Raw genomic sequence first — 22,791 nt, 5'->3', positions numbered from 1 at the left:
ACTTTTGGGTCCGATGCTTTCGGCTTCGGGTCTCTGCCGAGGAGGCCCAAGATGCAACTTTCATGGATTGCGCAAGACTCGACTTCCCTAACGTATGGTCTAGCTTCTGCAGCGATTCTTGTGGAGCCAAACATGCGTGTCATCGTCACCGTCCCCGCACTCATTCTTGCCGGCTTCACCCTCGGCGGCTGTGTTGCCTCCACGGGCCCCGTCGGTGTTTTGCCTCGCGACCCTGTTCCGCCCCCGCCTTCTGTCTCCAGCCAGGCACCACGGAGCAACGCCGCCAGCCAGAGAGCTGGCACGACGGCTCAGCGCCGGACGTTGAGCGTGCCGGGCCAGGCCGCCCCCCGTCCCTAGCCTAAGGCACAGACGGGTCACCGTATCGGCGCAGTGCATCCTCCTTTCGAGGCCGCCACACTGCGCCAATGCGTAGCTGGCGCAGATTCCTATTCCGATGATATATGCCCTACCGTGACATCATAATGCGGGTGATTTTCCATGACCTGGGTTGAGGCCATCGGGTGGTTCGGGGCGGCCCTTGCCATCACGGGCAGCGCGATGAAGACCATCATCCCGCTGCGTTGCATCGGGATCGGGGCGAACATCTGTTCCCTGATCTTCTCTTCATTCACGGGCAACTACCCGAGCCTTTTGGTCAATCTGATCCTGTTGCCCCTCAACAGCGTGCGCCTTTATCAAATGCTCGGCTTGATCAAGCGCGTGAAGCAGGCCTCCAAGAGCGACCTGTCCATGGAATGGCTCAAGCCCTTCATGACCCGCCGCAAGACGACGTCCGGCGAAGTGCTATTCGCCAAAGGCGAGGTCGCAACCTGCATGTTCTACACAATTTCCGGGCGCTACCGGCTGAAGGAGATGGGCATCGAACTGGTTCAGGGGCAGGTCGTCGGCGAGATGGGTTTCCTTTCACCCGACAACACGCGCACGCTGACCCTCGAATGCATCGAGGCCGGCGAAGTGCTGAGCATTTCCTATGACGAGGTGCGCCAGCTCTACTTCCAGAACCCCGAGTTCGGCTTCTATTTCCTGCGCCTCGCCAGCGAGCGCCTCTTCGCCAATATGGAGAGGATGGAGGAGGAGATCGCCCGTCTGCACGCTGCCCTGCCGGAAGTCGAGACGGTCCGGAAGGCAGCCTCAGCTTAGAAGTCCTACAAAGAATCTTCAGTTTAGAATTCTTATAAGTTATTGATATAGTTCGCTTTTTGATTGACCACACACTGCGATCATGGTTCTTGCGGCATCGACGGGACACGGCACAACGCCCCCCGAAATCGATTCTGAAGGAAACCTATGATGGCGAACATCTCGTTTGCGCGCGGTCTTCTCTGCGGGGCGGCTGCCCTTGGTGCTCTGGCAGGTTCGGGCCTCTCCGCCTCGGCCGAGGAAATGCTGAACATCTACACCACCCGCGAGCCCGGCCTGATCAAGCCCGTCCTCGACGAGTTCACCAAAGAGACCGGCATCAAGGTCAACACGATCTTCATCGCCAACGGCCTTGAGGAACGCATCCGCACCGAGGGCGCGAACAGCCCAGCCGACGTGATCATCACGGTGGATATCGGCCGCTTGGCAGCAGCCAAGGATTACGGCGTGACTCAAGCCGTGAAGTCCGAAGCGCTCGAGAAGGTCATCCCGACGGCCTATCGCGATCCGGAAGGCCACTGGTTCGGCATCGCCCTGCGCGGCCGCGTCGTCTACGCCTCGAAGGAGCGCGTGAAGCAGGACAAGATCTCCTACGAGGAGCTTGCCGATCCCAAGTGGAAGGGCAAGGTCTGCATCCGCTCGGGCCAGCACCTCTACAACATCAGCCTGATCGCCGCCATGATCGCCCACAAGGGCGAGGCGAAGGCCGAGGAATGGCTCAAGGGCGTGAAGGCGAACCTCGCCAAGAAGCCCTCGGGCGGCGACCGCGAGCAGGCCAAGGACATCCTGGCGGGCGTGTGCGACATCGCTGTCGGCAACACCTACTACGTCTCGCTCATGCTCAACGGCAAGGACGAGGAGCAGAAGAAGTGGGGCCAGGCGATCAACGTGATCCTCCCGACCTTCGAGGGCGGTGGCACGCACGTGAACGTCTCCGGCCTCGCGCTGGCCAAGAACGCTCCGAACAAGGCCAATGCCGTGAAGTTCATGGAATACATGGTCTCGGACGCGTCGCAGCAGATCCACGCCGAACTCAACTCGGAATACCCGATCAAGGCCGGCATCAAGATCCATCCGACCATCGCGTCCTTCGGTGAACTCAAGGCCGACAACGTGAAGATCGCCGAGATCGCCAACCTCCGCAAGAAGGCCAGCGAGATGGTCGACAAGGTTGGCTTCGACCAATAAGACAAAAGGTGGCTCCTTCAGCCGCCCTCTTCCTTCTCAGAGAGGCGCTGCCGGCGACGGCGGCGCCGTTTCCGTTTGACCGTGATCGCCAAGACCCAGACCGCAATCGGCTTTTCGCCCCGGACGATGGCAAGGGGCATCCCCTGGTGGCTGTCTGCCGCCGTGGCGGCTGTCGGCCTGCTTGTCGTCCTGCCCGTCGGCGCCCTCATCGGAATCGCGGCCGAGGGCGATGCAGAAATCTGGCCGCATCTCATCGCCAATGTGCTGCCGGCCAGCACGATCGACACGCTGGCCCTGCTCGCCGGCGTTGCCATCGTGGCAGGCTCCATGGGCATCACGACGGCGTGGCTCGTCACCGCGCATCACTTCCCTGGACGCAGCATCCTCGTATGGCTGCTGCCGCTGCCACTCGCCGTGCCGACCTACATCACGGCCTATATCTACGTGGAGATCTTCGACTCCGCAGGCCTCGCGCAGATGGCTCTGCGCGACCTCATGGGATGGCGGTCGCGTGCCGATTACTGGTTCCCCGAAATACGTTCGCTGCCCGGCTGCATCCTCGTCCTGTCCGTGGTGCTCTATCCCTACATCTACATCGCCGCGCGGGCGATGTTCCTGACGCAGAGCGCCAGCATGCTGGAGGTGGCGCGCACTTTGGGCGCGAGCCGCATCAAGCTCTTTCGCATCATCGCGCTACCCCTCGCCCGCCCGGCGCTGGCCGTGGGCGTGTCGCTGGCGCTGCTGGAAGCGCTCAACGATATCGGCGCCAGCGAATATCTCGGCGTGCGCACGCTTACGGTGTCCGTCTACAACACCTGGCTCAACCGGGGCAGCCTTGCGGGCGCGGCGCAGATCGCCTGCGTGATGCTCGCCTTCGCCGTGGGCCTGATCCTGATCGAGCGCTACGGGCGGCGCGACAGGCGCTATGCCCTCTCGCCAAAGCGCCATCGCACGGTCCATCCCGTTCCGCTCGCCGGGGGACGCGGCTGGACGGCATCCCTGCTTTGCGCCCTGCCTGTCTTTATGGGATTTATCCTGCCGACGGGATTCCTGCTGCGTGAGACCCTGCGCGGCGGCCTCGTCGATCAATTCAATCTGGATTTCCTCGCCCACTTCATGACGACCATCGGCCTTTCCGTGATCGCAACGATTGTGGTGCTGGTCATCGCCGTGCTGCTGGTTTCGGCGGCGCGCCTGTCCAAGAACTCCCTTACCAAGGGAGTGCTCCTTGCAGCAGGACTCGGCTATGCTCTGCCCGGCACCGTCCTGGCGCTGGGGCTCATGACGCCGCTGGTCGGCTTCGACAACCTAATCGGCACGGTCTGGCGGCACCTGACCGGCGAGCGCCTCGGCCTCCTGCTCATGGGAGCCGCAGGCGGCATCATCATCGCCTACGTAATCCGCTTCCTGTCCATCGCGACGGGCTCGCTTTCCGCGGGCCTGGATCGCGTTTCACCCAGTCTCGAAGATGCGGCACGCACGCTCGGGGCCTCACGCCGCGAGATGGTGTGGAAAATCCAGATTCCGCTCATGCGCCCGGCTCTGGCAAGCGCCGCCCTTCTGATCTTCGTCGACTGTATCAAGGAGCTGCCCGCGACCCTGCTGCTGCGGCCCCTCAACACGGAAACGCTCTCGACGCTCGTCTACACCTATGCGTCGCGTGGGCGCTTCGAGGACGGATCGTTGGCTGCCCTCGTCATCGTGCTGGTCGGACTTATCCCGGTGATCCAGCTGGTGCGCAGCGCCGAGGCTCGCCCGAAAGTGGTGGCGGACAACACGGATTTATCGGGCACAGCCAGCCCATAAGAAAAGCGGCCCTTCCGGGCCGCTTCCATTTTCGTCTTCCGGTTCAGATCAGGCCGCGTTCGACTGGCCGCCGTTCAGCGCGACCTTGAAGTCCGCCGCCGTCTTGGCCTTGATCTCATCCACCGTCACCCCATCGGCGAGTTCGATCAGGGTCATGCCGGAGCCACCCTTCTTGTCGATTGCAAACACGCCGAGATCGGTGATCACAAGGTCCACCACACCGGTGCCGGTCAGCGGCAGGTTGCACTCCTTCAGGAGCTTCGGATCCTCCGAGCCGTCCTTGGCTTTCGCCACATGCTCCATGACCACGACGACGCGCTTGACGCCCGCCACGAGGTCCATGGCGCCGCCCATGCCCTTCACCATCTTGCCGGGGATCATCCAGTTGGCGAGATCGCCGTTCTGGGCCACCTGCATGGCGCCGAGGATCGACAGGTCGATATGGCCGCCGCGGATCATGCCGAAGGAATCGGAGCTCGAGAAATAGCTCGTGGTCGGCAGCTCGGTGATCGTCTGCTTGCCGGCATTGATCAGGTCCGCATCCTCCTCGCCCTCGAAGGGAAACGGACCCATGCCCAGCATGCCGTTCTCCGACTGGAGCTGCACGCGCATGCCCTTGGGGATGAAGTTGGACACCAGCGTCGGGATGCCGATGCCGAGATTCACGTAGAAGCCGTCACGCAGCTCCTTGGCCGCGCGGGCGGCCATCTGTTCACGGGTCCAAGGCATCAGACTTCCTCCCCTGCTCCGGCAGGCACCGCTGCTTCAGCGCGCTTGCGGGTCGTGCGTTGCTCGATGTGTTTGGCCGGGTTCGGCAGATGCACCATGCGCTTCACGAAGATGCCCGGCGTATGGATGCAGTCCGGATCGATCTCGCCGGCCGGCACCAGATGCTCTACCTCGGCGACGGTCATGCGCGAGGCGGTCGCCATCATCGGATTGAAGTTGCGGGCGGTCTTCCGGTAGACGAGGTTGCCCTCGGTGTCGCCTTTCCAAGCGTGCACGATCGAGATATCGGCGAACAGGCCCGTCTCCATGACGTATTTCTCGCCGTTGAATTCGCGCACTTCCTTGCCCTCGGCGATGAGGGTGCCGACGCCGGTCTTGGTGTAGAAGGCCGGGATGCCCGCGCCACCGGCACGAATGCGCTCGGCGAGGGTGCCCTGCGGGTTGAACTCGAGCTCCAGCTCGCCGGAGAGGTATTGCTGCGCGAAGAGCTTGTTCTCGCCCACGTAAGAACTGATCATCTTGCGGATCTGGCGGGTTTCCAGAAGGCGGCCGAGGCCGACCCCGTCCACGCCCGCATTGTTGGAGATGAAGGTCAGGTCCTTCGCCCCCGAATCACGAATGGCCTCGATCAACGCCTCCGGAATGCCGCAGAGACCGAAGCCACCGGCCATGATGGTCATGCCATCCTTGACCAGACCAGCCAGCGCCGAGCTTGCGTCGCTGTAAACTTTATCCATCAAATCCTCTCCTTGTGAGCAGGTGCCTGCCCGTTCGAAGTGTCGCGGTTCGAATGGCGGCCACCCTGCAACCTGGCCTCAATTTAGACAATCCCTTCGTATGGATATATGGATATCGTTCATGAATTCGGCCCTGCCCTGAGGACATCTCCTCTTCACCGCTTGCGAGGCAGCGCCCAAGGTTTACAACATTCGTTCCATGTCCCGCCGCGTTGTCCTTCTCATCGCCTTGATCTCGCTTGCCGTTCTCGGGACGGCGGCCTCCCCCTGGACGCTGCCCGGAGGCGGGTTGTCGGCGGAGCTGAAGGAGCACGTGAGAGAGCGATACAGCCTGGACCTGACGGTCAGGGGCCGGAGCACCTTTGCTGTCCTGCCCATCCCGCGGGTCAAGTTCGAGAACGTGGCGCTCGCGTTTCCGGACGGGGCGCTCGAAGCCGAAGGCGGCACCCTGCGGGGCGAGCTGCGCATCCTGCCCCTGCTCTTCGGGCGGATCGAGCTGTCCGACTTCGACCTGAGCGAAACCCGCATCACCGCCTCGGCCCAGAAGCTCCAGGCCGTCAAATGGGCGGAGATCTTCAAGGACCCTTCGACCGAACCCCATGCTCGCCGGCTCGTGTTGACGAAATCCTCATTGCGCTGGGCCGACCTGAACCACGCCAATCTTGACGGGCTCAATGCCATGATCCGCTGGGTGGATCCGTCCGAGCCTCTGACAGTGTCAGGGTCCGCTCGCTGGCGGGACGAGGTCGTTTCCCTGGAGCAGGCCTCGATCTTCCCGGACCTGCTGGCATCCAACAAGATCAGCCCGTTCTCCTTGAACCTTTCCGCGCCCGGCGCCAGGCTCACGGCCGAAGGTGAGGCGCATCTCGGGGACGGGCCCCGCGTCACCGGAGAAAGCACCATCAAGACGGCCTCGGTGCGCGACTTTACCCGCTGGAGCGGACTGGATCTGCCCTTCGGCTCCCTGCTGCGGGGCCTTTCGATCAGCGGCGATTTCTCCATGGACCGCCGCCGCCTGTCCTGGCCTGCGGTCGCCATCACACTGGGGCCGGACAAGCTGGAGGGCACCCTGGGCGTCCGCTTCGATACGGAGCGGCCCATCATCGCCGGGACCTTGGCGGCCGATACGCTCAACCTGTCAGACCTCTTCGCCCCGTTCAATCAGACACGCACCTCCTCAGGCCAGTGGAGCGAGGAAGCAATCGACCTAGCCGGGGCTACGGGCACCGACCTCGACCTTCGCCTCTCGGCCGCAACCGCCAGCCTCGGGCGTCTCAGCCTGGATGACATGGCGGCCAGCGTGCTCATCCAGCCCGGCCGCATCGAGGCCTCCATCGGGCGGGCTGACTTCTATGACGGCACCCTGAAAGGGCGCCTGTCGCTCGTGGCACAGAACGGCCTCGTGGACTTCAAGAGCCAGGGAACCTTCTCAGGCGTGAAGATCGCCCCCTTCCTCGCCGCCGTCGGCGAGCCGCGCTGGATCACCGGCCTTGCCCGGGGACAATTCAGCTTCGACGGTCAGGGCCGGAACCCCGCGGACGTGATCCGCCAGGCGGAGGGCCGCTCCTCGATCGAGCTCACGGACGGAGAACTGGTGGGGATCAACCTTCAGGACGCGCTGGTTCGCGTCGAAAAGCGCCCTCTCCTCGCATCCCTGAACTGGAAGGGCGGCCGTACGCCTTTCGACAAGGCCGAAGCTCAGGTCGTGATGCAGGACGGTGTCGGTCAGATCGTCGAGGGCAAGCTGAAAGGATCAGCCGTGCAGGCCCATCTTCGCGGGCAGGTGCTGCTGGTCGATCGGACGCTCCAGGTCACGGCGGGCATTGCACCCTTCGATGCACCGGCCGGACAAGCCCCTGCCCTCGCATTCGACGTCACGGGTGACTGGGACAATGTCGCCGTCACCCCCCAGGTCCGCTCGCTCATCGAGCGCTCTGGCGCAGCAAAGCCGCTGTTCCCTTCGCCGCGCGTTCCGGCGGGCGAGCAGAGCCCGCAGGCCACGGCTCAGTGAGCGTTGCGGTGCGAGCGTAAGACTGAGCGCTTGCTCAGCAGGGTCGCTGAGATCACGCCCAGCGTCACGATCCCGATCAAGATGGCCGAGGCCGCATTGACCTCCGGTGAGAGGCCGAGCCGCACTGCGCTGTAGATCTTGATCGGCAGCGTGGTGGCACCGGGACCCGCGTTGAAGCTCGCGATCACCAGATCGTCCATCGACAAGGTAAAGGCGAGCAGGAAGCCCGCTACGATGGAGGGTGCGATCAGCGGCAGCGTCACCGAGAAGAACGTGCGCAGGGGCGGCGCGCCGAGATCCATCGCCGCTTCTTCCAGTGAACGATCAAACGTCATCAGGCGCGACTGCACCACCACGGTCACGAAGCACATGGTGAGCGTGGTGTGGGCGAGCGTGATGGTCCAGAAGCCCCGGTCGAAATCGACCGCCACGAAGAACAGCAGCAGCGACAGGCCGGTGATGACTTCCGGCATGACCATGGGCGCATAGACCATGCCGGTGAACAGCGTGCGCCCGGGAAAGCGCCCGTAGCGGGTGAGTGCGAGAGCCGCGAGCGTGCCGAGAACCGTCGCAAGCGTTGCGGACAGGAGTGCGACACGCAGCGTCACCCAGGCCGCTTCCATGAGCGCCTGATTGCGGAACAGCGCGCCGTACCATTGGGTGGAGAAGCCGCCCCATACGGTGACGAGCCGCGAGGCGTTGAAGGAATAGAGCACCAGCAGGAGGATCGGCAGGTACAGGAACGCGAAGCCGATCACGAGCGAGGTGACGTTGAAGACGCTCAGGCGGCGCATGCTCATGGCCGGGCCTCCACGCGCCGCGCCTCGACATCGCGATAGATCACGATGGGCACGACAAGAACGATCAGAAGCAGGATGGCGACCGCGGAGGCCAGCGGCCAGTCGCGGTTCGAGAAGAACTCGCTCCACAGCTGCCGGCCGATCATCAGGGTCTCCGAGCCGCCGAGCAGATCGGGAATGACGAACTCGCCCACCGCCGGGATGAAACACAGGAGCGAGCCTGCAACGATGCCCGGCATGGCGAGCGGCACAGTGATGGTCCAGAACGAGCGCCAAGGCGTCGAGCCGAGATCCAGCGCCGCCTCGAGCAGCGTGTCGTCCATCTTTTCCAGCGTCGCGTAAAGCGGCAGCACCATGAAGGGCAGATAGGCATAAACGATGCCGATATAGACCGCCGTCTCGGTGTTCAGGATGTCGAGCGGCTCCGAGATCAGGCCGATCCCCATGAGGGCCTGCGTCAGCAGCCCTTCGGGCTTGAGGATCGCCACCCAGGCATAGATGCGGATGAGAAAGCTCGTCCAGAACGGCAGGATGATCGCCGCGACCAGGAGCGTCCGATAGCGCTCCGGTGCGCGCGCCATGCCATAGGCGATGGGAAAGCCCACGAGCAGCAGCAGCAATGTCGAGACGGCGGCGATGCGCACCGACGAAAGCGTCGCCCGAAAATAAAGATCGTCCTCAGTCAGCAGCGCGAAGTTCTCAAAATCAAGCGCGCTAAAGAAACCGGCAATGTCGCTCCATTCGAAGACGGGCTTATACGGTGGCTGGGCTACCGCCGGGTCAGAGAGGCTGATCTTGAGAACGATCAGGAACGGCACGAGGAAGAGCACGCCGAGCCAGAGATAAGGCAATGCGGGCACGAGACCTGCGGTGAGGCGCCGCGTGAGGGTGCGCTCCATCATGGCTATTCGGCCAGGATCACTGCCGCATCCGGCGCGAAGGTGACATAGACCTGCTCGTCCCACTCGATGGGGTTTTGGACAAAGCGGGAGGCGTTGGCGCGGGTCACGCGCACGATCTCGCCCGTGGCGAGCTTCACTCGATAGACTGTCCAGTCGCCGAGATAGCCGATATCCCACACCTCGCCGGTGAGCACGTTGATGGCGCCGGGACCCGGCGGGTCGCGCTGGATCACCATCTTCTCGGGCCGCACGGCAATCGCCACGGCTTGGCCGGAATGCAGCACCTCGTCGGGATCGTCGATGGTGAGCGGCACCTCGGCCGACGGCGTCTTCACGCGCCAGAGGCCGTTCTCCTGGCCCTGCACATGGCCCTCGATGATGTTCACGTCGCCGACGAACTCGGCGATGAAGCGGGTCTTGGGCTGCTCGTAGATCTCGCCCGGCGTGGCTACCTGCACGATCCGGCCGTGATCCATGACGGCGATCCGGTCGGCCATGGTCATGGCCTCTTCCTGATCGTGGGTGACGACCACGAAGGTCATGTGGAGGTCGTGCTGGATGTCCATCAGCTCGAACTGGGTTTCCTCGCGCAGCTTCTTGTCGAGGGCGCCCAGCGGCTCGTCGAGGAGGAGCACCTTCGGCTTCTTGGCGAGAGCCCGGGCGAGCGCCACGCGCTGGCGCTGGCCGCCGGAGAGCTGGCTCGGGTAGCGCCGGGCGAGTTTCTCGAGTTGGACGAGGCGCAGCATCTCGCCGACGCGATCCGCGATCTGATCCTTCGACATCCCGTCCTGCTTGAGCCCGAAGGCGATGTTCTTCTCCACGCTCATATGCGGGAAGAGTGCATAGGACTGGAACATCATGTTCACGGGCCGACGATAGGGCGGCACGCCGGCCAGGTTCTGGCTCCCTAAGGTAATCGTGCCCTCACTCGGCGTCTCGAAGCCGGCCAGCATGCGCATGAGTGTCGTCTTGCCGCAGCCGGAGGGGCCCAGCAGGCAGAAAAACTCGCCTTCGAAGATGTCCAGGGAGAGATGATCGACCGCTGTGGAGTCCCCGAAACGCTTCGTGACGTTCTCGAAGCGGATGAGCGGTTTGGCATCGGGGTTCGCCCAGGGGGCGAAGGAGCGGCGCACGGCGCCGACGGAGGCGGATTGACGGGATGGAGGAGGCAAGATGCTTGAACTTCACCTGTCTGAGAAAAACCAGCGCGCAAACTATGACGTTTGGGCTGCAAGAACAACAGCTTAAAAGCCCTACGTCCCCACCCTTCGGACCGGGTGCAGGAACAAGGGCGATGCCGCTTCGTTCGACCGCAGAGGCTGAAAACCACCAAACAAGAAAAGCCCGGCATAAAGCCGGGCTGAGTTTTGGAGGTCAACTCAATGGCCGCTGGCCCCGGCGGGAGCCGCCCTGGGTTTCTCGATGAATGGCAGGGCGAGGATCAGTCCCAAGAACAGGATCGTCAGCATGAGGAACACATCCGCGAAGGACATGACCATCGCCTCGCGGTGGACCATGTTGGACAGGGTCTTGATCGCAGCTGTGCCGGCGTCGGTGCCTAGGGACTGAAACTTCATCGTCATGGCGTTCATCGTCTCGACGGCCGTCGAACGGCCCCAGTTCACGCTCTCGCGCAACCGCTGAAGGTGCAGGTCCAGGCGGTCGTTCAACGTCGTGTTGATGACCGCCAAGCCAACAGCTCCACCCAGATTGCGGGTGAGGTTGTAGAGACCCGAGGCATTCTTGATCCGGTCCGGCGGCAGGGTGCCGAGCGCGATGTTGTTGATCGGCACCATGCAGATCATGAGCCCTACGCCGCGGAAAATCTGTGGCACGAAAAGCTCCCAGAAATCCCAGTCCTTGGTCAGGCTGCTCATCATCCATGTACCGAAGGCAAAGGCGGCAAAACCGATCCCCATCATGATCCGGGGGTCCATCTTGCGGGACAGGATGCCCGCCACCGGGGCCATCAGGAACATGGTGGCGCCCGACACGAACATGGTCTCGCCGATCTGCAGGGACGAATAGCCCCGCACGCTGCCCAGATAGACCGGATAGAGATAGGTCAGGCCGTAGAGCCCGATACCCATGACGAAGCTGAAGGACGAGCCTGCGAGGAAGTTGCGGTCGGCGAACGCGCGCAGGTCGACAATCGGCTGTTTGGCCGTGAAAGCCCGGTAGAAGAATCCGAGGCCACCGACCACGCAGACGATGGTGAGGATCAGCACCAGTTCGTCCTGGAACCAGTCGTTCAGGGGCCCCTCCTCCAGCACGTATTCCAGGCTGCCGAGAAAAGCCGCCATGAAGCCGAGGCCCGCCCAGTCGAAGGACTTGAAGAGGCTCAAATCAGGCTCGTCGAAGTCGACCAGCAGATAGGTAGAGATCGTGACGAGGATGCCCGGCACGATGTTGATCAGGAACAGCCAGTGCCACGAGAACAGATCCGTGAGATAGCCGCCCAGCGTCGGCCCGATGGTGGGCGCGAGCGTCGCCACGAGGCCGATGATCGGCGAGATCACGGGCCGCTTTTCCGGCGGGAAGATCGTGAAGGCTGAGGCGAAAACGGTCGGGATCATACCGCCGCCGATGAAGCCCTGCAGCGCGCGATAGACGATCATCTGATCGATGGTAGTGGCCGTCGCGCACATGAAGCTCATGAACGTGAAGCCACCCGAGGCGATCACGAACATCCAGCGCGTGGAGAGCACGCGCGAGAGCGTTCCCGACAGCGGGATCATGATCACCTCGGCGATTAGGTAGCTCGTCTGCACCCAGGAGATTTCCTCCGACGACGCGGAGAGGCCCGCCTGGATTTCCGCCAGCGACGCGGAGACGATCTGAATGTCCAGGATCGCCATGAACATGCCGAAGACCATGCAGAAGAACGCAAAGGTCCGGCGCCCGCTCACGGGCACCGCTTTCGCAGCCGGCATGGAGCCTTGCGGCTTGTTCGAGATGGCAGCCGATGCGGCCATGGTTCCTTACTCTTTGAGGCTGGCGGTCTTCTCAGTGTCGGCCGATGTGCGCGTATCCACATCGACCACCACGGACAGGCCGGGACGCAGGATGCCCTGCTGGACGATCTCCGGATTGACGGAGACGCGCACGGGCACGCGCTGAACGATCTTGGTGAAGTTGCCGGTGGCGTTTTCCGGCGGCAGCAGGCTGAACACGGCGCCCGAGGCCGGCGAAACGCTCTCCACCGTTCCGATGACATCGGCGTCCGGGAACGCATCGACCTCGATATGGACCTTCTGGCCGACCTTCAGGGATGCAAGCTGCGTTTCCTTGAAGTTGGCGTCCACATGCACGCTCGTCAGGGGCACGAGGGCTGCGAGCCGAGCGCCAGGCTGCACATAGGTGCCGATCTCCATCGCCTTGTTGCCGATGACGCCATCGACCGGCGCGCGGATCTCCGTGAAGGTGAGGTCGCGCTCCGCCTTCTCGACGGACGTCTGCTGCTCGGCCGCAACACGCTGGGCCTCGTTCTGCTGCGCGGCGAGAACATCGACATTCGACTTGGCAGCGGCAAGCGCGGCTTCGGCGCTCTGCACATTGGCCTGGGCACGGTCGCGGGCGGCCTTGGCGTTCTCGAGCGCAGCCCGGCTGGTGAAGTCGGATCGGGCGAGCTGCTGCTGGCGGGCATAGTCGCTCTCGGCGCGCTCGGCCTCCGCCTTTGCCGCGGCGATTTGCGCCTGAGCCTGCGCCACGGAGGCACGGCCGGCCTCGATCTGGCGGCCGATGCGCGTGACGGCGCTCTGCTGCGTAGCGAGCTTGTCCCTGGCCGATTGGAGAGCGAAGCGGTAATCGCCGTCGTCGATCTTGGCGATCAGGTCGCCCGCCTTGACGCTCTGGTTGCTGGTGACGGCAACGGACTGCACATAGCCGGAGACCTTGGCCGACAGGATCGTAATGTCGGCCTGCACATAGGCGTCCTCGGTCGAGACCATGAAGCGGCCGTTCGTCCACCATTCGTGGCCCTCGTAGCCGCCGAAGGCGAGCGCTCCGGCCAAGACAGCCAGGATCAGGGGTTTCTTGCCGAAACCCTTCTTCTTGGCCTCAGGTGCAGCCGCCTTCAGAGCGTCCTGCCCTGCTTGGAGCGTCGGCGCGTCCACAGCATCTTCGGGGCCGCTCTTCGCGCCTTGGTCGAACTCTTCCCGATAAGCCATCTTAAACCTCTGCAAGACCTGCTAGAATTCGCCCGGACCGAGCAATGCAGCCTGTCCGACAAGGCCTTGATCTCTGTTGTTTGCCTGCCATATATGAGTTGACCGAACCGTTCGGTCAATAGACGAAAAGGAAGTTCTGGAAGCTATGAGCGCTGTGCATGACGAGACCCTGGACCGGAACATTTCCCCCACCGCGGAGGAAAGCACCGAGAGCGCCAAGCGCCGTCAGATCCTGGAAGGGGCTCGCAAAGTCTTCCTTGCCCAAGGCTTCGACGGTGCCAGCATGGGCGAAATCGCCAAGGTTGCCGGCGTCTCGAAAGGCACGCTCTATGTCTACTTCGACAGCAAGGAGAGCCTGTTCGAGGCCCTGACCACGGAAGAGAAACAGGGCTTGGCCGAGGTACTGTTCAAGCTCGACCCTGAGGATCCCGACGTTCGCGGCGTTCTGAGAACGCTCGGCGTCAGCTACCTGCGCCGCATGGGCAAGCCCGAGCATATCTCGTCGATCCGGATGGTCATGGGTGCGGCGGAGAAGTTCCCGCGCCTGGGCCAAGCCTTCTATGAGGCAGGCCCCACCCAGGGCATCGCCCGGCTCAAGGGTTATTTCGACCGGCAAGTAGAGGCAGGAAGACTCTCCATCGAAGACACCGAGGTTGCAGCCCAGCACTTCCTCGACCTTTGCGTTTCCGGCATGCTGCGCCGCCTGCTCTTTTCCGTCGGCGAGCCACCAAGCGAAGCCCAGATTCAGAAGAACGTGGAGAATGCCCTGCGGGTGTTCTTTGCAGCCTATGGGCCGGACGCCCCGAAGCCATAAAGCTTTCCCACTGCCCTGCCCTTCTCTAGTCTGACCCCGCGGTTGGCTGGGAGTGGGCAATGGAGAAGAGCGAGGGCGGCGGAGCAGGACATATGGCGGCCTTTGCCGCGATGGCGCTGATCTGGGGCCTGACCTGGCTGCCGATGAAGATCGCCTCCGAGGCCGTGCCGCCGATCTTCCTGGCGATGATCCGCTTCCTGCTGGCGGGCCTCTGCTATCTGGCCTTCATTCTCGTCAGGGGTCTGCCGTTGAGGATGAAGGAGCCCTGGCGTGTCATCGTCGCGTCGCTTCTCATCACGACCGGCTGCTACAGCCTGCTGTTCTGGGGCGTCGCCAGGGCACCGACAGGCCTATCGTCCATCGTCAATCTCTCCCTCATGCCGATCTTCCTGATCCTCGTTGGCGCGCTCTATGGACAGGAGCGGATTACCCCCCGCAGGCTCGGCGCCATTGCCCTTGGCATCCTCGGTCTCGTGATGCTCTTCTCCGGACGGACAGGCACGGCGCAGGATGGCGCCCTGCTCGGCCTTGCCGCGGTGGCGGTCGCAACTCTGAGCTATGCCTGGGGAGCGGTGGTCAGCCGCCCGCTGATGCAGGCGATGCACCCGATCACTCTCGCCTTCTGGGAGACGAGCATCGGGGCGCTCGGTCTCGTCCCAGTATCGCTCCTGGTGGAAGGGTATGATCCTGCCTACTTCGTCGGGCTCACGGACGGGCGCGCGATCCTGGGGCTGATCATCCTGGTCCTCGGCGGCTCGCTTGGAGGATTTTCGATTTATCTTTGGCTGGTGCGCGACTGGGGCGCCTTCCGGGCCGGGCTGTACTCGTTCGTCAGCCCCGTCGTGGCGGTCGCCGTCGGCGTCGCCTTCGCCAACGAGGCCTTCGGCTGGCCTGAAGCCGTAGGTATGGCCGTGATGCTCTCCGCCACGGCGCTCGCCCTCACCGAGGGCAAGCGTGCAGCGGTTTCGGCTTAATGGTCGGTCCGGAAGGCCTCGGCTACCCGCTCCTTGAGCACGTCAGGCTGGCGCAGGATCAGGGCGCCACGCGTGCGCTCGATCAGGCCCTCCTGGGACAGCATCGTGAACTCACGGGTGATCTGCTCGCGGCGGCAGCCGATGCGGGCGGCCACGATATGGTGGAAGGGCGGCGGCGTGATCACCCGCTCTCCGGACTTGTCCGTTCGCGGGGTCGACAGCCGCAGGAGTTCCGAATAGAGCCGGTGCCGCAGGTCGAGCACCGTCTGCTCCATGAAGCGGGCATTCAGCTCGCGGATGCGCGAGGCCATGAGGCAGAACAGGCGCTCGGACACGGATTGATGGGAGAAGAGCATCTCCTTGAAGACGGAGGCCGGCATCACGCAGGCTTCGCCCCGGGTCAACGCCGTAACATTGGCCGAGCGCGGAACGCCGTCGAGAGCGGCCAGTTCGCCGAACAGGTCGCCGGGCCTCATCTCGTGGAGGATGACCTCCTTGCCGGAGGCCGTGCGCATCAGGACCCGCACCTCTCCGGATAGAAGGAAATACACATCCGTCGAGGGCTCGTCGAAGTCGACGACAACTTCTTCAGGGTCGAAACGACGCCAATTGGCCCGCGACTCGAAAGGCGCAAGGTCGATCTCCAGCCCCTTGAATAACTTGATCCCAGTGAGCCGACCCATCGGTGTCCTCCCTGCACGATATCTTGGCTATACCATAGATCCCGTACTTTCGGTACGGAAGAGATGCCGTATCCCTTTGTCAAGCCTTCAGTATCCTGTCACTGGCGATTCCGGCTATCGCACAGGCCTTGTTCGAGGCAGCGGCAGAGCGGTGAAGCCGCCCAAACACCTTGCCAGCGCGGCCTTCCCGAGCCAAAAGGCGGCATGCTCCACGTCAACGACCTGACCTATCGCATCGGCAACCGGCTGATCCTCGACCACGCCTCCTTCAACCTGCCTGACGGTGCGAAGGTGGGGCTCGTCGGGCGCAACGGTGCGGGCAAGACCACCCTGTTCAAGATCATCCAGGGTGAGCTCACCACCGAGAGCGGCACCGTCACCCTGCCCCGCGGCATGAAGATCGGCGCTGTGTCCCAGGAGGCGCCCGGCGGCCCCGAGACCTTGATCGAGGTGGTGCTGGCTGCCGACAAGGAGCGCGCCGCCCTCCTCGCCGAGGCGGAGACGGCCGACGGCCTGCGCCGGGCCGAGATCGAGACGCGGCTTACCGATATCGGCGCCCATTCGGCCCCTGCCCGCGCGGCCGCCATTCTCCACGGGCTCGGCTTCGACGCGGAGGCCCAGAACCGGCCCTGCGCGGACTTCTCCGGCGGCTGGCGCATGCGGGTGGCATTGGCCGCCGTGCTCTTCACCGAGCCCGACCTGCTGCTCCTCGACGAGCCGACCAACTATCTCGATCTCGAAGGCACGCTCTGGCTCTACGACTATCTCGGGCGCTATCCGCACACGGTGCTGATCATCAGCCACGACCGCGAGCTGCTCGACACCTGCGTCAACCACATCCTCCACCTCGACCGGGGCAAGCTCGCGATCTATCGCGGCGGCTATACGTCGTTCGCCAAGCAATATGCGGAAAAGCGCGAGCTCACGGCAAAGGCAGCGGCCAAGCAGGAGGCCGAGCGCAAGCACCTGCAGGCTTTCGTGGACCGCTTCAAGGCCAAGGCCTCCAAGGCCCGTCAGGCGCAGTCGCGCGTGAAGCGGCTGGAGAAGATGGAGGCGATCACGACCATCGTGGAAGACGACGTGCTGCCCTTCAACCTGCCGGGACCTGAACGCCCCGCCGCCCCGCCGCTGATCACGGTGGAGAGCGGTGCCGTCGGCTATGGCGAGCGCATCGTCCTCGACCGCCTGAATCTCACGATCTCCCCTGACGACCGGATCGCCCTGCTCGGCTCCAACGGCAACGGCAAGTCCACCTTCTGCAAGCTCATCGGCGGCAAGCTCGCACCCATGAAGGGCGAGATGCGCACACCCACCCGGATGGATGTCGCCTACTTTGCCCAGCACCAGCTCGATGAATTGAACCCGAAGGCGACCGCGTACGACCATGTGGCCGAGCGCATGCCCGACACGCCCGTCGCCAGGATTCGCGCCCGCACGGCGCAGATCGGCTTTCCTGGCGCGAAGGCCGATACGCCGGTCTCGGCTCTGTCGGGCGGCGAGAAGGCGCGCCTGCTCATGGGGCTTGCCGCCTTCAACGGCCCTCACCTGCTCATCCTCGACGAGCCGACGAACCACCTCGACATCGATAGCCGCACCGCCCTGATGGAGGCGATCAATGATTATACCGGCGCGGTAATCCTGGTCAGCCACGACCGCTTCCTGATCGAGGCCTGCGCCGACCGTCTCTGGATCGTCGGCAACGGCAGCGTGAAGCCCTTCGATGGCGACATGGACGATTACCGCCAGCTCGTTCTCTCGGGAGAGCTCGATCCGCAGAAGCGCCCCGATAGACCCCAGGCCTCCACAGCCTCCAAGGTCGACGAGCGCCGGGCCGCTGCCGAGCGCCGTGCTGCCCTCGCCCCCCTGCGCAAGAAGCTGGAAGCTCTTGAGAGCCGGATGGCCAAACTCACGGACGTCATCGGCAAGGTCGATGCCGTCCTAGGCGACGGAACTGCTTTCCAGAAGGATCCGGCAAAGGCATCCGAGCTGTCCAGAATGCGCGCGGAGGCCGCATCCACCCTGGAGACGGTCGAGGAGGAGTGGTTGGCACTGAGCAGCGAGATCGAGGAGGCGGGCGCCTAGAACAGGCAGGTGCCTGCCCGCTCCTACTCCCGTAGAGCAGCGGAGCTACCTCCTCGGAGCGCACCCAAAATTGAAACATGATCGTAAGCTGATCCTCGCCTTACGGGGGAGGCTGACCATGAGAATCCTGATTTCCGCCTGCACCGACAGGGCCTTTACGGGAGGCCTCATGCCGATGGCCCATCTGATGATCGGATCGGCGTCGGCCGTGAATGACAACACGGCTCAGACTCAATCCAGATGGAGGCTTCGTCTGCATCGGGGGCACCCTGCCGATCTGACACGTCAGGCGGCCTCGTAGGCAGGGTGCGGGGGAGCACATCGGGCCGTTCCATGTGGGGTTAGCTTCCGGCTGTCCTCGATGGAGGCTTCGATGGCTCAAATCCTAACTTACTGCACCACGAAACTGTTCTCCCACGCCATTCTGCCGCTGGTGATGATCAAGCCGCAGCCAGTCGCAAACGCCAATGACGACGAACCCCTGGCGCCGTTCCCGAGCGTGTGGCGGTAAGCGGCCGCCTTGCCCCAAACGCATTCCTCAGCGGACGATCTTAAAAAATCATAGAGTGCCCTGAGGCACCTTAGGGCTCGTCGCTGCATCTCCAGGTCGTGAACACGCGCCATTATTGCTGCGTTCATCATGAGAGGCGTACATCGGTACACCTGGAATGGAGAACGGACCATGTTTCGTGCAGTTTTGGCCACAGCAGTGCTCATGAGTGGCGCCATGTTCGGCATATCTTCGGAAGCACAGGCACAAGAGTTGGTGCCTTGCGCACGGGAGAACGGGTTCTGTCGCGTTCCTTATCCGACCCGTGTGATCTACGGCATTCCCGGTCGAGGCGTCGAGGTTTTCGTTCGGGAGGGCGGCATCCCCTGCTCCAACAGAGCGTTCGGCGATCCCGCTCCTGGTGTTGCAAAGCGCTGCGCCTACATCGCCCGTGGAAATGATAGAGGCCCGAGACGGTACGAGGAGCGATCCAGACAATACGACGACGGGTATCGCAGGTCCTTCCGCGAGTATGATCGTGGTCCGAGAGACTATTATGACGACGGATACGAGCGCCCTTACCGATCCTACGAAGTTTATTGATCCGTAGGCGGACAGCCAATTCATGAATGAGGGAAATAGAGGAGGCTGGCGCTCAGGTCTTGAGCGCCAGCCTCTTTGCTAATGGAACTCCCACTACCCTTTACAGGACGGCGAGAACCTATTCGCGCCCTGGCCCGATTTTTACCAATCGTTCATCATGATTTCAGTTCGCGATCGAGCCGGCGGTTATACGCCCGATGAACAGGACGCCTTGCCACCATTCAGCCGTCCTGTCCGATGATGCAGTCACGAGTGGTTAACCGCCCTGTGGCACTACTTGGGCCTGATACCTTCGACGGGTCTCGCAATGAGCAGCCCGGCAACAGAAGACTGCGGAGACAACGATGGCGGCCATCTACGGGGATGATTTCGACGAAACGATTGAAGGCTTCGATAGCTCAGATACCATCTACGGCTATGACGGCAATAATCTGATCTACGGCTGGGATGGGCACGACGACATCTTTGGCGGCTGGGACCACGATACGATCGATGGCGGCTTCGGGGACGATTATCTGATCGGCGGCGCCGGCCATGACGATCTTTACGGCGGTGATGGATGGGACGACCTCTATGGCGGATCCGGTCTCGACTATCTCTCCGGCGGCTTCGGTGAAGATCTTCTGTCCGGCGGAACCGGGCGCGACACGCTGGCCGGCGGCGCAGGAGAAGACGAGTTCCTCTTCAAGAAGGGCGACTCGGGCGTAACCTCCAGCACGGCCGACACGATCACGGACTGGAACCGTTCCTTCGACTTCATCGACATGACGATCAAGGGTACCAGGAGCAATTACCGTGAGGTCAAGACGGACGCAGCCTCCATCGCAACAGCCGCTTCGGATGCCGACTTCCTGTACGGTGACACCAATGTCAGGCACGTGTTCCTGTACAACCCTAAGACGGACAAGGGCTTCCTGATCTCCGACCTCAATGCGGACGGCTATTTCGATACGGGCATCGTGCTCAAGAGCGCCGGTTTCGCATCCGACATGAGGTACGATTACATCATCTGAGACCAAGTTTCGCATCAACGAAAATGGCCGCACTTGTTGCGGCCATTTTCATTTGGAGACTCGAAGACGCTGACCCGGAAAGGCTCAGAGCATAGGCATGATCTTTAAGGCTTCACCACCCGGTCGAGCCTGTTGTTCACGAAGAAATACAACTCGCGACCGCCGGGCTCGGAATAGAGCACCTGCACTTCGCGCTGCCCTTTGCCGCTCTCACCCACGAGCACGTCGGTGGCGGGCTTGCCCTTCAGGCGCACGAGATCGCATTCGGTGATGCCGGGCTCGATGGCGGCAGCCGTTCCCGCAGACGCGCCAGTGCAACGGCCATCGGGCCCAAGGACGGGGCCGTCGATCACAGGACCCAACGCAGCCGAAGGCGCAGGTGCGGCGGCCACGGGCACCGCCGCAGACGGCGCCTGACTGCGCGTGCTGTTGCACGCGGAGAGAACCAGCGCCACGAGGACGACGCTGGACAGAACTTTCACACTCATTCCCATCAATCCTTGTTGTCGGCCGCCCTCGCCTGCAGGGCCTCGTCGAAGAGCCTCTGCACATCGGCCTTGAAGGCCTGCCGTGACGCCTGCCGCGAATAGAACATGTGGCCGCCTTCGTAAACCGTCAGCCCCACACGGCTCTGGGGGCCGAGGTCGGGCAGCTGGTTCAACAGCAGCTGGGAGGTGAAGTATGGCGTCACAAGATCAGTGAAGCCGTGAGTGACGAGCACGCGGAGTTTGCCGTCGAGCGACAAAGCCTGCCGCAGCTCTTCCAAGTTTTCGGGGCCGTTGCGTCCGTTGCCCCAGCGCCATGCGCCGTTGACGGATCCGTTGAGCAGGCTGTAGCGTCCCTCCGCCTTGTAATTCAAAGTATGGGTCAGGTGATGGATGATCGCGCTCGACAAGGGCGCGGTCATGCCGTCGAGAACCGGATCCTCGAATCGGGAGACCTGGGCATTCGGGTTCGGGTCGGCGATGGCCACATTGGTGTCATAGGCGCTGACGATCTCGGACGAGCCACGCCGCAATTCCCTTTGAGCAGCACGCATATCGATGCGCCCTGCCAGGCGCCGCGAGACTTCGGGGCTGAGCCCGCTCAGTTCGGCGACGCGCCGGCTGACGCGCTCGACCGCCTCCTTGTCCTGGAGCCCACGCATGAGGTCGACCAGATACTCGCCGGACGCATAGGCCTCCGCGCCCTTCAACGCCTCGCGCGAAACAGATCCGTTCCGCGACAGGTTCGCCGCCGCAAGCGACGGCAGGAGCCCTGCACTGGTCCAGGGTGCGCCGGCACCCTGGTCGAGCCAGTCGAAATCAAAAACCGGGGAGACGAGAACCAGTCCGCTGAAGCCAACGCCCTGATCGCTCTGGAGCTTCTGGGCCAGCAACGGACCTCTAAAGCCGCCATAGCTTTCGCCGGTAAAGAATTTCGGCGACATGAGCCGGTTCTTCTCCTTGAGCCAGCGCATGACGAAGGCGGCGAGCCCGTCGATATCACCCTGAACGGAGTAGAACCGCTCCCGCACAGGATCACCGCCGACCACGCGGCTGTAGCCGGTTCCCGGCGGATCGATGAAGACGATGTCTGTGAAGTCGAGCCAGGTCTCGGCATTGGGCACCAGCGCCGGAGGAGCCGAGGGGCTGATCGTCGGGCCATCGAGGGGCAGGAGCCACGGTCCGATGGCGAGAAGGTGCAGATAGGCCGAGGATGCGCCCGGGCCGCCGTTTACCACGAAGGTCACCGGCCGAGTCACTGCGTTCGAATCGTCCCGCGTGTACGCCACGAACCCGATCTCCGCCTGCGGCGCGCCCTGCGGATCGGCCAGCGTCAGATGCCCGGCCGTTGCGGTAAACGACAGGGTCTGACCAGGGAGTTGAAGCGTATGCCGCGTGACCGATTCCGGCGGCAGTGCCTGCGAATCCCTGGCCTCGGGCCGGGGTCGGCGCTGCTCCTGCTGCTGCCCTTGTGGCGCCTGCTCTTGGGCTCCAGCCCCAAGGGGCACAGCGAGCGACAGAAACAGGGCGGCATAGAGAGGAAGGCGCAGCTTTCGGGTCATCGGAAGATCCTTGTGGACGCCCTGAAACTGGAGACCCCGCCCCCGGTGGCAAGCGCCGGGGTGATGAAGAGTTCGTGTTCCGGCGCCCGACTCTGGAACCTCCTCACGCCTTCCGCTGCCAGCGGCCGCTCTCGTCCTGCTGCCAATAGGTTGCATCGTGGCCGCCCTCCTTCACCGCCCGCCACTGATCGCGGGCGAAGGCCAGCGCCTGGATGTCGTTTCCGTCAAACAGGATCGCCAGGCGCTGGTAGGCGGTCATGTCGTCCGGCAGGTCGGCGCCCTCCACCAGGAAGCGGATGGAGGCACCGTTGGGATTGGTCCCCGAGAGGGTGATCAGGATCGGTTGATCGGCCGCATGGGCCTCGCGGTCCGTGCCATGCGGCAGGAAGCTCTCGTCGGTGAAGGTCCACAGGTGATCGTCGAGGGCGGACATGCGCTCCTCGGTCGTCACCTGCACGACTGCGCGCCACCCACGCTCCAGGGATTTCTGCAGGAGCGTGGGCAGCACGGACTCAAGCGGCTGGTGCTGGAGATGGTAGAAAAGGACCTCGGTCATAATACCCCTGTCATCCCGGACGGAGC

Annotated in this window: 20 protein-coding genes; 9 read left to right on the top strand and 11 right to left on the bottom strand. The window is 63.3% G+C overall.

The genetic code is table 11. The features are described 5' to 3' along the window. Positions 1-498: 498 nt before the first annotated feature. The 3 genes from VB618_RS02745 to VB618_RS02735 all read left to right on the top strand — a co-directional run bounded on the left by VB618_RS02745 (position 499) and on the right by VB618_RS02735 (position 4,155). Positions 499-1,161 carry a Crp/Fnr family transcriptional regulator gene (locus VB618_RS02745; protein WP_329794958.1) on the top strand — a complete coding sequence of 221 codons (663 nt, stop codon included), beginning with the start codon at positions 499-501 and terminating at the stop codon, positions 1,159-1,161. A gap of 147 nt (positions 1,162-1,308) precedes the next feature. Then, positions 1,309-2,349, top strand: coding sequence for a Fe(3+) ABC transporter substrate-binding protein (locus VB618_RS02740; RefSeq protein ID WP_329794957.1), 1,041 nt, complete (start codon positions 1,309-1,311; stop codon positions 2,347-2,349). 81 nt (positions 2,350-2,430) lie between these two features. Continuing rightward, positions 2,431-4,155: an ABC transporter permease gene (locus tag VB618_RS02735; RefSeq protein WP_329795118.1), complete on the top strand. Its 1,725-nt coding sequence runs from the start codon at positions 2,431-2,433 to the stop codon at positions 4,153-4,155. Positions 4,156-4,203: 48 nt separating this feature from the next. Here VB618_RS02735 and VB618_RS02730 read toward each other — a convergent pair whose 3' ends face one another. Both VB618_RS02730 and VB618_RS02725 read right to left on the bottom strand, forming a co-directional pair. Then, on the bottom strand, positions 4,204-4,884 hold the full coding sequence (locus VB618_RS02730) for a 3-oxoacid CoA-transferase subunit B (protein WP_329794956.1): 681 nt from the start codon (positions 4,882-4,884) through the stop codon (positions 4,204-4,206). Further along, positions 4,884-5,621, bottom strand: a complete 738-nt coding sequence (locus VB618_RS02725) for a CoA transferase subunit A (protein WP_329794955.1) — start codon at positions 5,619-5,621, stop codon at positions 4,884-4,886. The genes VB618_RS02730 and VB618_RS02725 overlap by 1 nt, the downstream gene beginning before the upstream one ends. 199 nt (positions 5,622-5,820) lie before the next feature. On the opposite strand from VB618_RS02725, the gene VB618_RS02720 reads away from it, so the two are divergent. Then, the gene (locus VB618_RS02720) at positions 5,821-7,632 is read left to right on the top strand and encodes an AsmA family protein (protein ID WP_329794954.1); all 1,812 of its coding nucleotides are present in this window, start codon (positions 5,821-5,823) and stop codon (positions 7,630-7,632) included. On the opposite strand, the gene VB618_RS02715 is transcribed toward VB618_RS02720, so the two are convergent. From VB618_RS02715 to VB618_RS02695, 5 genes are all read right to left on the bottom strand, one after another. Continuing rightward, positions 7,626-8,426: an ABC transporter permease gene (locus VB618_RS02715; RefSeq protein ID WP_329795117.1), complete on the bottom strand. Its 801-nt coding sequence runs from the start codon at positions 8,424-8,426 to the stop codon at positions 7,626-7,628. The two genes, VB618_RS02720 and VB618_RS02715, sit on opposite strands and share 7 nt — an antisense overlap. Before the next feature lie 2 nt (positions 8,427-8,428). Then, positions 8,429-9,334 carry an ABC transporter permease gene (locus VB618_RS02710; RefSeq protein WP_442931621.1) on the bottom strand — a complete coding sequence of 302 codons (906 nt, stop codon included), beginning with the start codon at positions 9,332-9,334 and terminating at the stop codon, positions 8,429-8,431. Positions 9,335-9,336: 2 nt separating this feature from the next. After that, entirely contained in the window at positions 9,337-10,506 is a 1,170-nt protein-coding gene (locus tag VB618_RS02705) for an ABC transporter ATP-binding protein (protein WP_329794953.1), read from the bottom strand. A 207-nt stretch (positions 10,507-10,713) separates the two neighbouring features. Further along, positions 10,714-12,309 (bottom strand): DHA2 family efflux MFS transporter permease subunit, encoded by a 1,596-nt coding sequence (locus VB618_RS02700; RefSeq protein WP_329794952.1) that lies wholly within the window; start codon positions 12,307-12,309, stop codon positions 10,714-10,716. A gap of 6 nt (positions 12,310-12,315) precedes the next feature. Beyond that, a complete protein-coding gene (locus VB618_RS02695) occupies positions 12,316-13,503 on the bottom strand; it encodes an HlyD family secretion protein (RefSeq protein ID WP_329794951.1) in 1,188 nt (395 codons plus the stop codon). A gap of 145 nt (positions 13,504-13,648) precedes the next feature. Between VB618_RS02695 and VB618_RS02690 the strand changes: the two genes are divergently transcribed. Both VB618_RS02690 and VB618_RS02685 read left to right on the top strand, forming a co-directional pair. After that, positions 13,649-14,317 carry a TetR/AcrR family transcriptional regulator gene (locus VB618_RS02690; RefSeq protein ID WP_329794950.1) on the top strand — a complete coding sequence of 223 codons (669 nt, stop codon included), beginning with the start codon at positions 13,649-13,651 and terminating at the stop codon, positions 14,315-14,317. Positions 14,318-14,376: 59 nt separating this feature from the next. Then, positions 14,377-15,291 carry a DMT family transporter gene (locus tag VB618_RS02685; RefSeq protein ID WP_329794949.1) on the top strand — a complete coding sequence of 305 codons (915 nt, stop codon included), beginning with the start codon at positions 14,377-14,379 and terminating at the stop codon, positions 15,289-15,291. Here VB618_RS02685 and VB618_RS02680 read toward each other — a convergent pair. Beyond that, positions 15,288-15,974, bottom strand: coding sequence for a Crp/Fnr family transcriptional regulator (locus tag VB618_RS02680; protein WP_329794948.1), 687 nt, complete (start codon positions 15,972-15,974; stop codon positions 15,288-15,290). The two genes, VB618_RS02685 and VB618_RS02680, sit on opposite strands and share 4 nt — an antisense overlap. Before the next feature lie 204 nt (positions 15,975-16,178). Here VB618_RS02680 and VB618_RS02675 point away from each other — a divergent pair, with 204 nt between their 5' ends. The 3 genes from VB618_RS02675 to VB618_RS02665 all read left to right on the top strand — a co-directional run bounded on the left by VB618_RS02675 (position 16,179) and on the right by VB618_RS02665 (position 20,162). Continuing rightward, positions 16,179-18,056 carry an ABC-F family ATP-binding cassette domain-containing protein gene (locus VB618_RS02675; RefSeq protein ID WP_329794947.1) on the top strand — a complete coding sequence of 626 codons (1,878 nt, stop codon included), beginning with the start codon at positions 16,179-16,181 and terminating at the stop codon, positions 18,054-18,056. Between the two features lie 373 nt (positions 18,057-18,429). Next, positions 18,430-18,567 (top strand): hypothetical protein, encoded by a 138-nt coding sequence (locus VB618_RS02670; RefSeq protein ID WP_329794946.1) that lies wholly within the window; start codon positions 18,430-18,432, stop codon positions 18,565-18,567. A gap of 926 nt (positions 18,568-19,493) precedes the next feature. Continuing rightward, positions 19,494-20,162, top strand: a complete 669-nt coding sequence (locus VB618_RS02665; RefSeq protein WP_329794945.1) for a calcium-binding protein — start codon at positions 19,494-19,496, stop codon at positions 20,160-20,162. Between the two features lie 104 nt (positions 20,163-20,266). On the opposite strand, the gene VB618_RS02660 is transcribed toward VB618_RS02665, so the two are convergent. From VB618_RS02660 to VB618_RS02650, 3 genes are all read right to left on the bottom strand, one after another. Further along, complete coding sequence (locus VB618_RS02660) at positions 20,267-20,656, bottom strand: hypothetical protein (protein ID WP_442931619.1); 390 nt, start codon at positions 20,654-20,656, stop codon at positions 20,267-20,269. After that, positions 20,656-22,209 carry a S10 family peptidase gene (locus VB618_RS02655; protein WP_329794944.1) on the bottom strand — a complete coding sequence of 518 codons (1,554 nt, stop codon included), beginning with the start codon at positions 22,207-22,209 and terminating at the stop codon, positions 20,656-20,658. The genes VB618_RS02660 and VB618_RS02655 overlap by 1 nt, the downstream gene beginning before the upstream one ends. Positions 22,210-22,312: 103 nt before the next feature. Then, positions 22,313-22,765, bottom strand: a complete 453-nt coding sequence (locus tag VB618_RS02650) for a DNA polymerase III subunit chi (RefSeq protein ID WP_329794943.1) — start codon at positions 22,763-22,765, stop codon at positions 22,313-22,315. Positions 22,766-22,791: the final 26 nt, after the last annotated feature.

It is taken from the genome of Microvirga sp. CF3062 (assembly GCF_036314045.1).
Classification (GTDB): Bacteria; Pseudomonadota; Alphaproteobacteria; order Rhizobiales; family Beijerinckiaceae; genus Microvirga.
Note: the sequence above shows the minus strand (reverse complement) of the source record. Positions and strands in the feature narration are given on the sequence as shown.

Bases quoted from the DNA above. Each gene is read 5' to 3' on its own strand.
- VB618_RS02685 (WP_329794949.1), top strand. From the start codon at position 14,377: ATGGAGAAGAGCGAGGGCGGCGGAGCAGGACATATGGCGGCCTTTGCC.
- VB618_RS02745 (WP_329794958.1), top strand. From the start codon at position 499: ATGACCTGGGTTGAGGCCATCGGGTGGTTCGGGGCGGCCCTTGCCATC.
- VB618_RS02720 (WP_329794954.1), top strand. From the start codon at position 5,821: ATGTCCCGCCGCGTTGTCCTTCTCATCGCCTTGATCTCGCTTGCCGTT.
- VB618_RS02740 (WP_329794957.1), top strand. From the start codon at position 1,309: ATGATGGCGAACATCTCGTTTGCGCGCGGTCTTCTCTGCGGGGCGGCT.
- VB618_RS02730 (WP_329794956.1), bottom strand. From the start codon at position 4,884: ATGCCTTGGACCCGTGAACAGATGGCCGCCCGCGCGGCCAAGGAGCTG.
- VB618_RS02690 (WP_329794950.1), top strand. From the start codon at position 13,649: ATGAGCGCTGTGCATGACGAGACCCTGGACCGGAACATTTCCCCCACC.
- VB618_RS02700 (WP_329794952.1), bottom strand. From the start codon at position 12,309: ATGGCCGCATCGGCTGCCATCTCGAACAAGCCGCAAGGCTCCATGCCG.
- VB618_RS02675 (WP_329794947.1), top strand. From the start codon at position 16,179: ATGCTCCACGTCAACGACCTGACCTATCGCATCGGCAACCGGCTGATC.
- VB618_RS02710 (WP_442931621.1), bottom strand. From the start codon at position 9,334: ATGATGGAGCGCACCCTCACGCGGCGCCTCACCGCAGGTCTCGTGCCC.
- VB618_RS02715 (WP_329795117.1), bottom strand. From the start codon at position 8,426: ATGCGCCGCCTGAGCGTCTTCAACGTCACCTCGCTCGTGATCGGCTTC.
- VB618_RS02650 (WP_329794943.1), bottom strand. From the start codon at position 22,765: ATGACCGAGGTCCTTTTCTACCATCTCCAGCACCAGCCGCTTGAGTCC.
- VB618_RS02680 (WP_329794948.1), bottom strand. From the start codon at position 15,974: ATGGGTCGGCTCACTGGGATCAAGTTATTCAAGGGGCTGGAGATCGAC.
- VB618_RS02665 (WP_329794945.1), top strand. From the start codon at position 19,494: ATGGCGGCCATCTACGGGGATGATTTCGACGAAACGATTGAAGGCTTC.
- VB618_RS02670 (WP_329794946.1), top strand. From the start codon at position 18,430: ATGGCTCAAATCCTAACTTACTGCACCACGAAACTGTTCTCCCACGCC.
- VB618_RS02725 (WP_329794955.1), bottom strand. From the start codon at position 5,621: ATGGATAAAGTTTACAGCGACGCAAGCTCGGCGCTGGCTGGTCTGGTC.
- VB618_RS02655 (WP_329794944.1), bottom strand. From the start codon at position 22,209: ATGACCCGAAAGCTGCGCCTTCCTCTCTATGCCGCCCTGTTTCTGTCG.
- VB618_RS02660 (WP_442931619.1), bottom strand. From the start codon at position 20,656: ATGGGAATGAGTGTGAAAGTTCTGTCCAGCGTCGTCCTCGTGGCGCTG.
- VB618_RS02695 (WP_329794951.1), bottom strand. From the start codon at position 13,503: ATGGCTTATCGGGAAGAGTTCGACCAAGGCGCGAAGAGCGGCCCCGAA.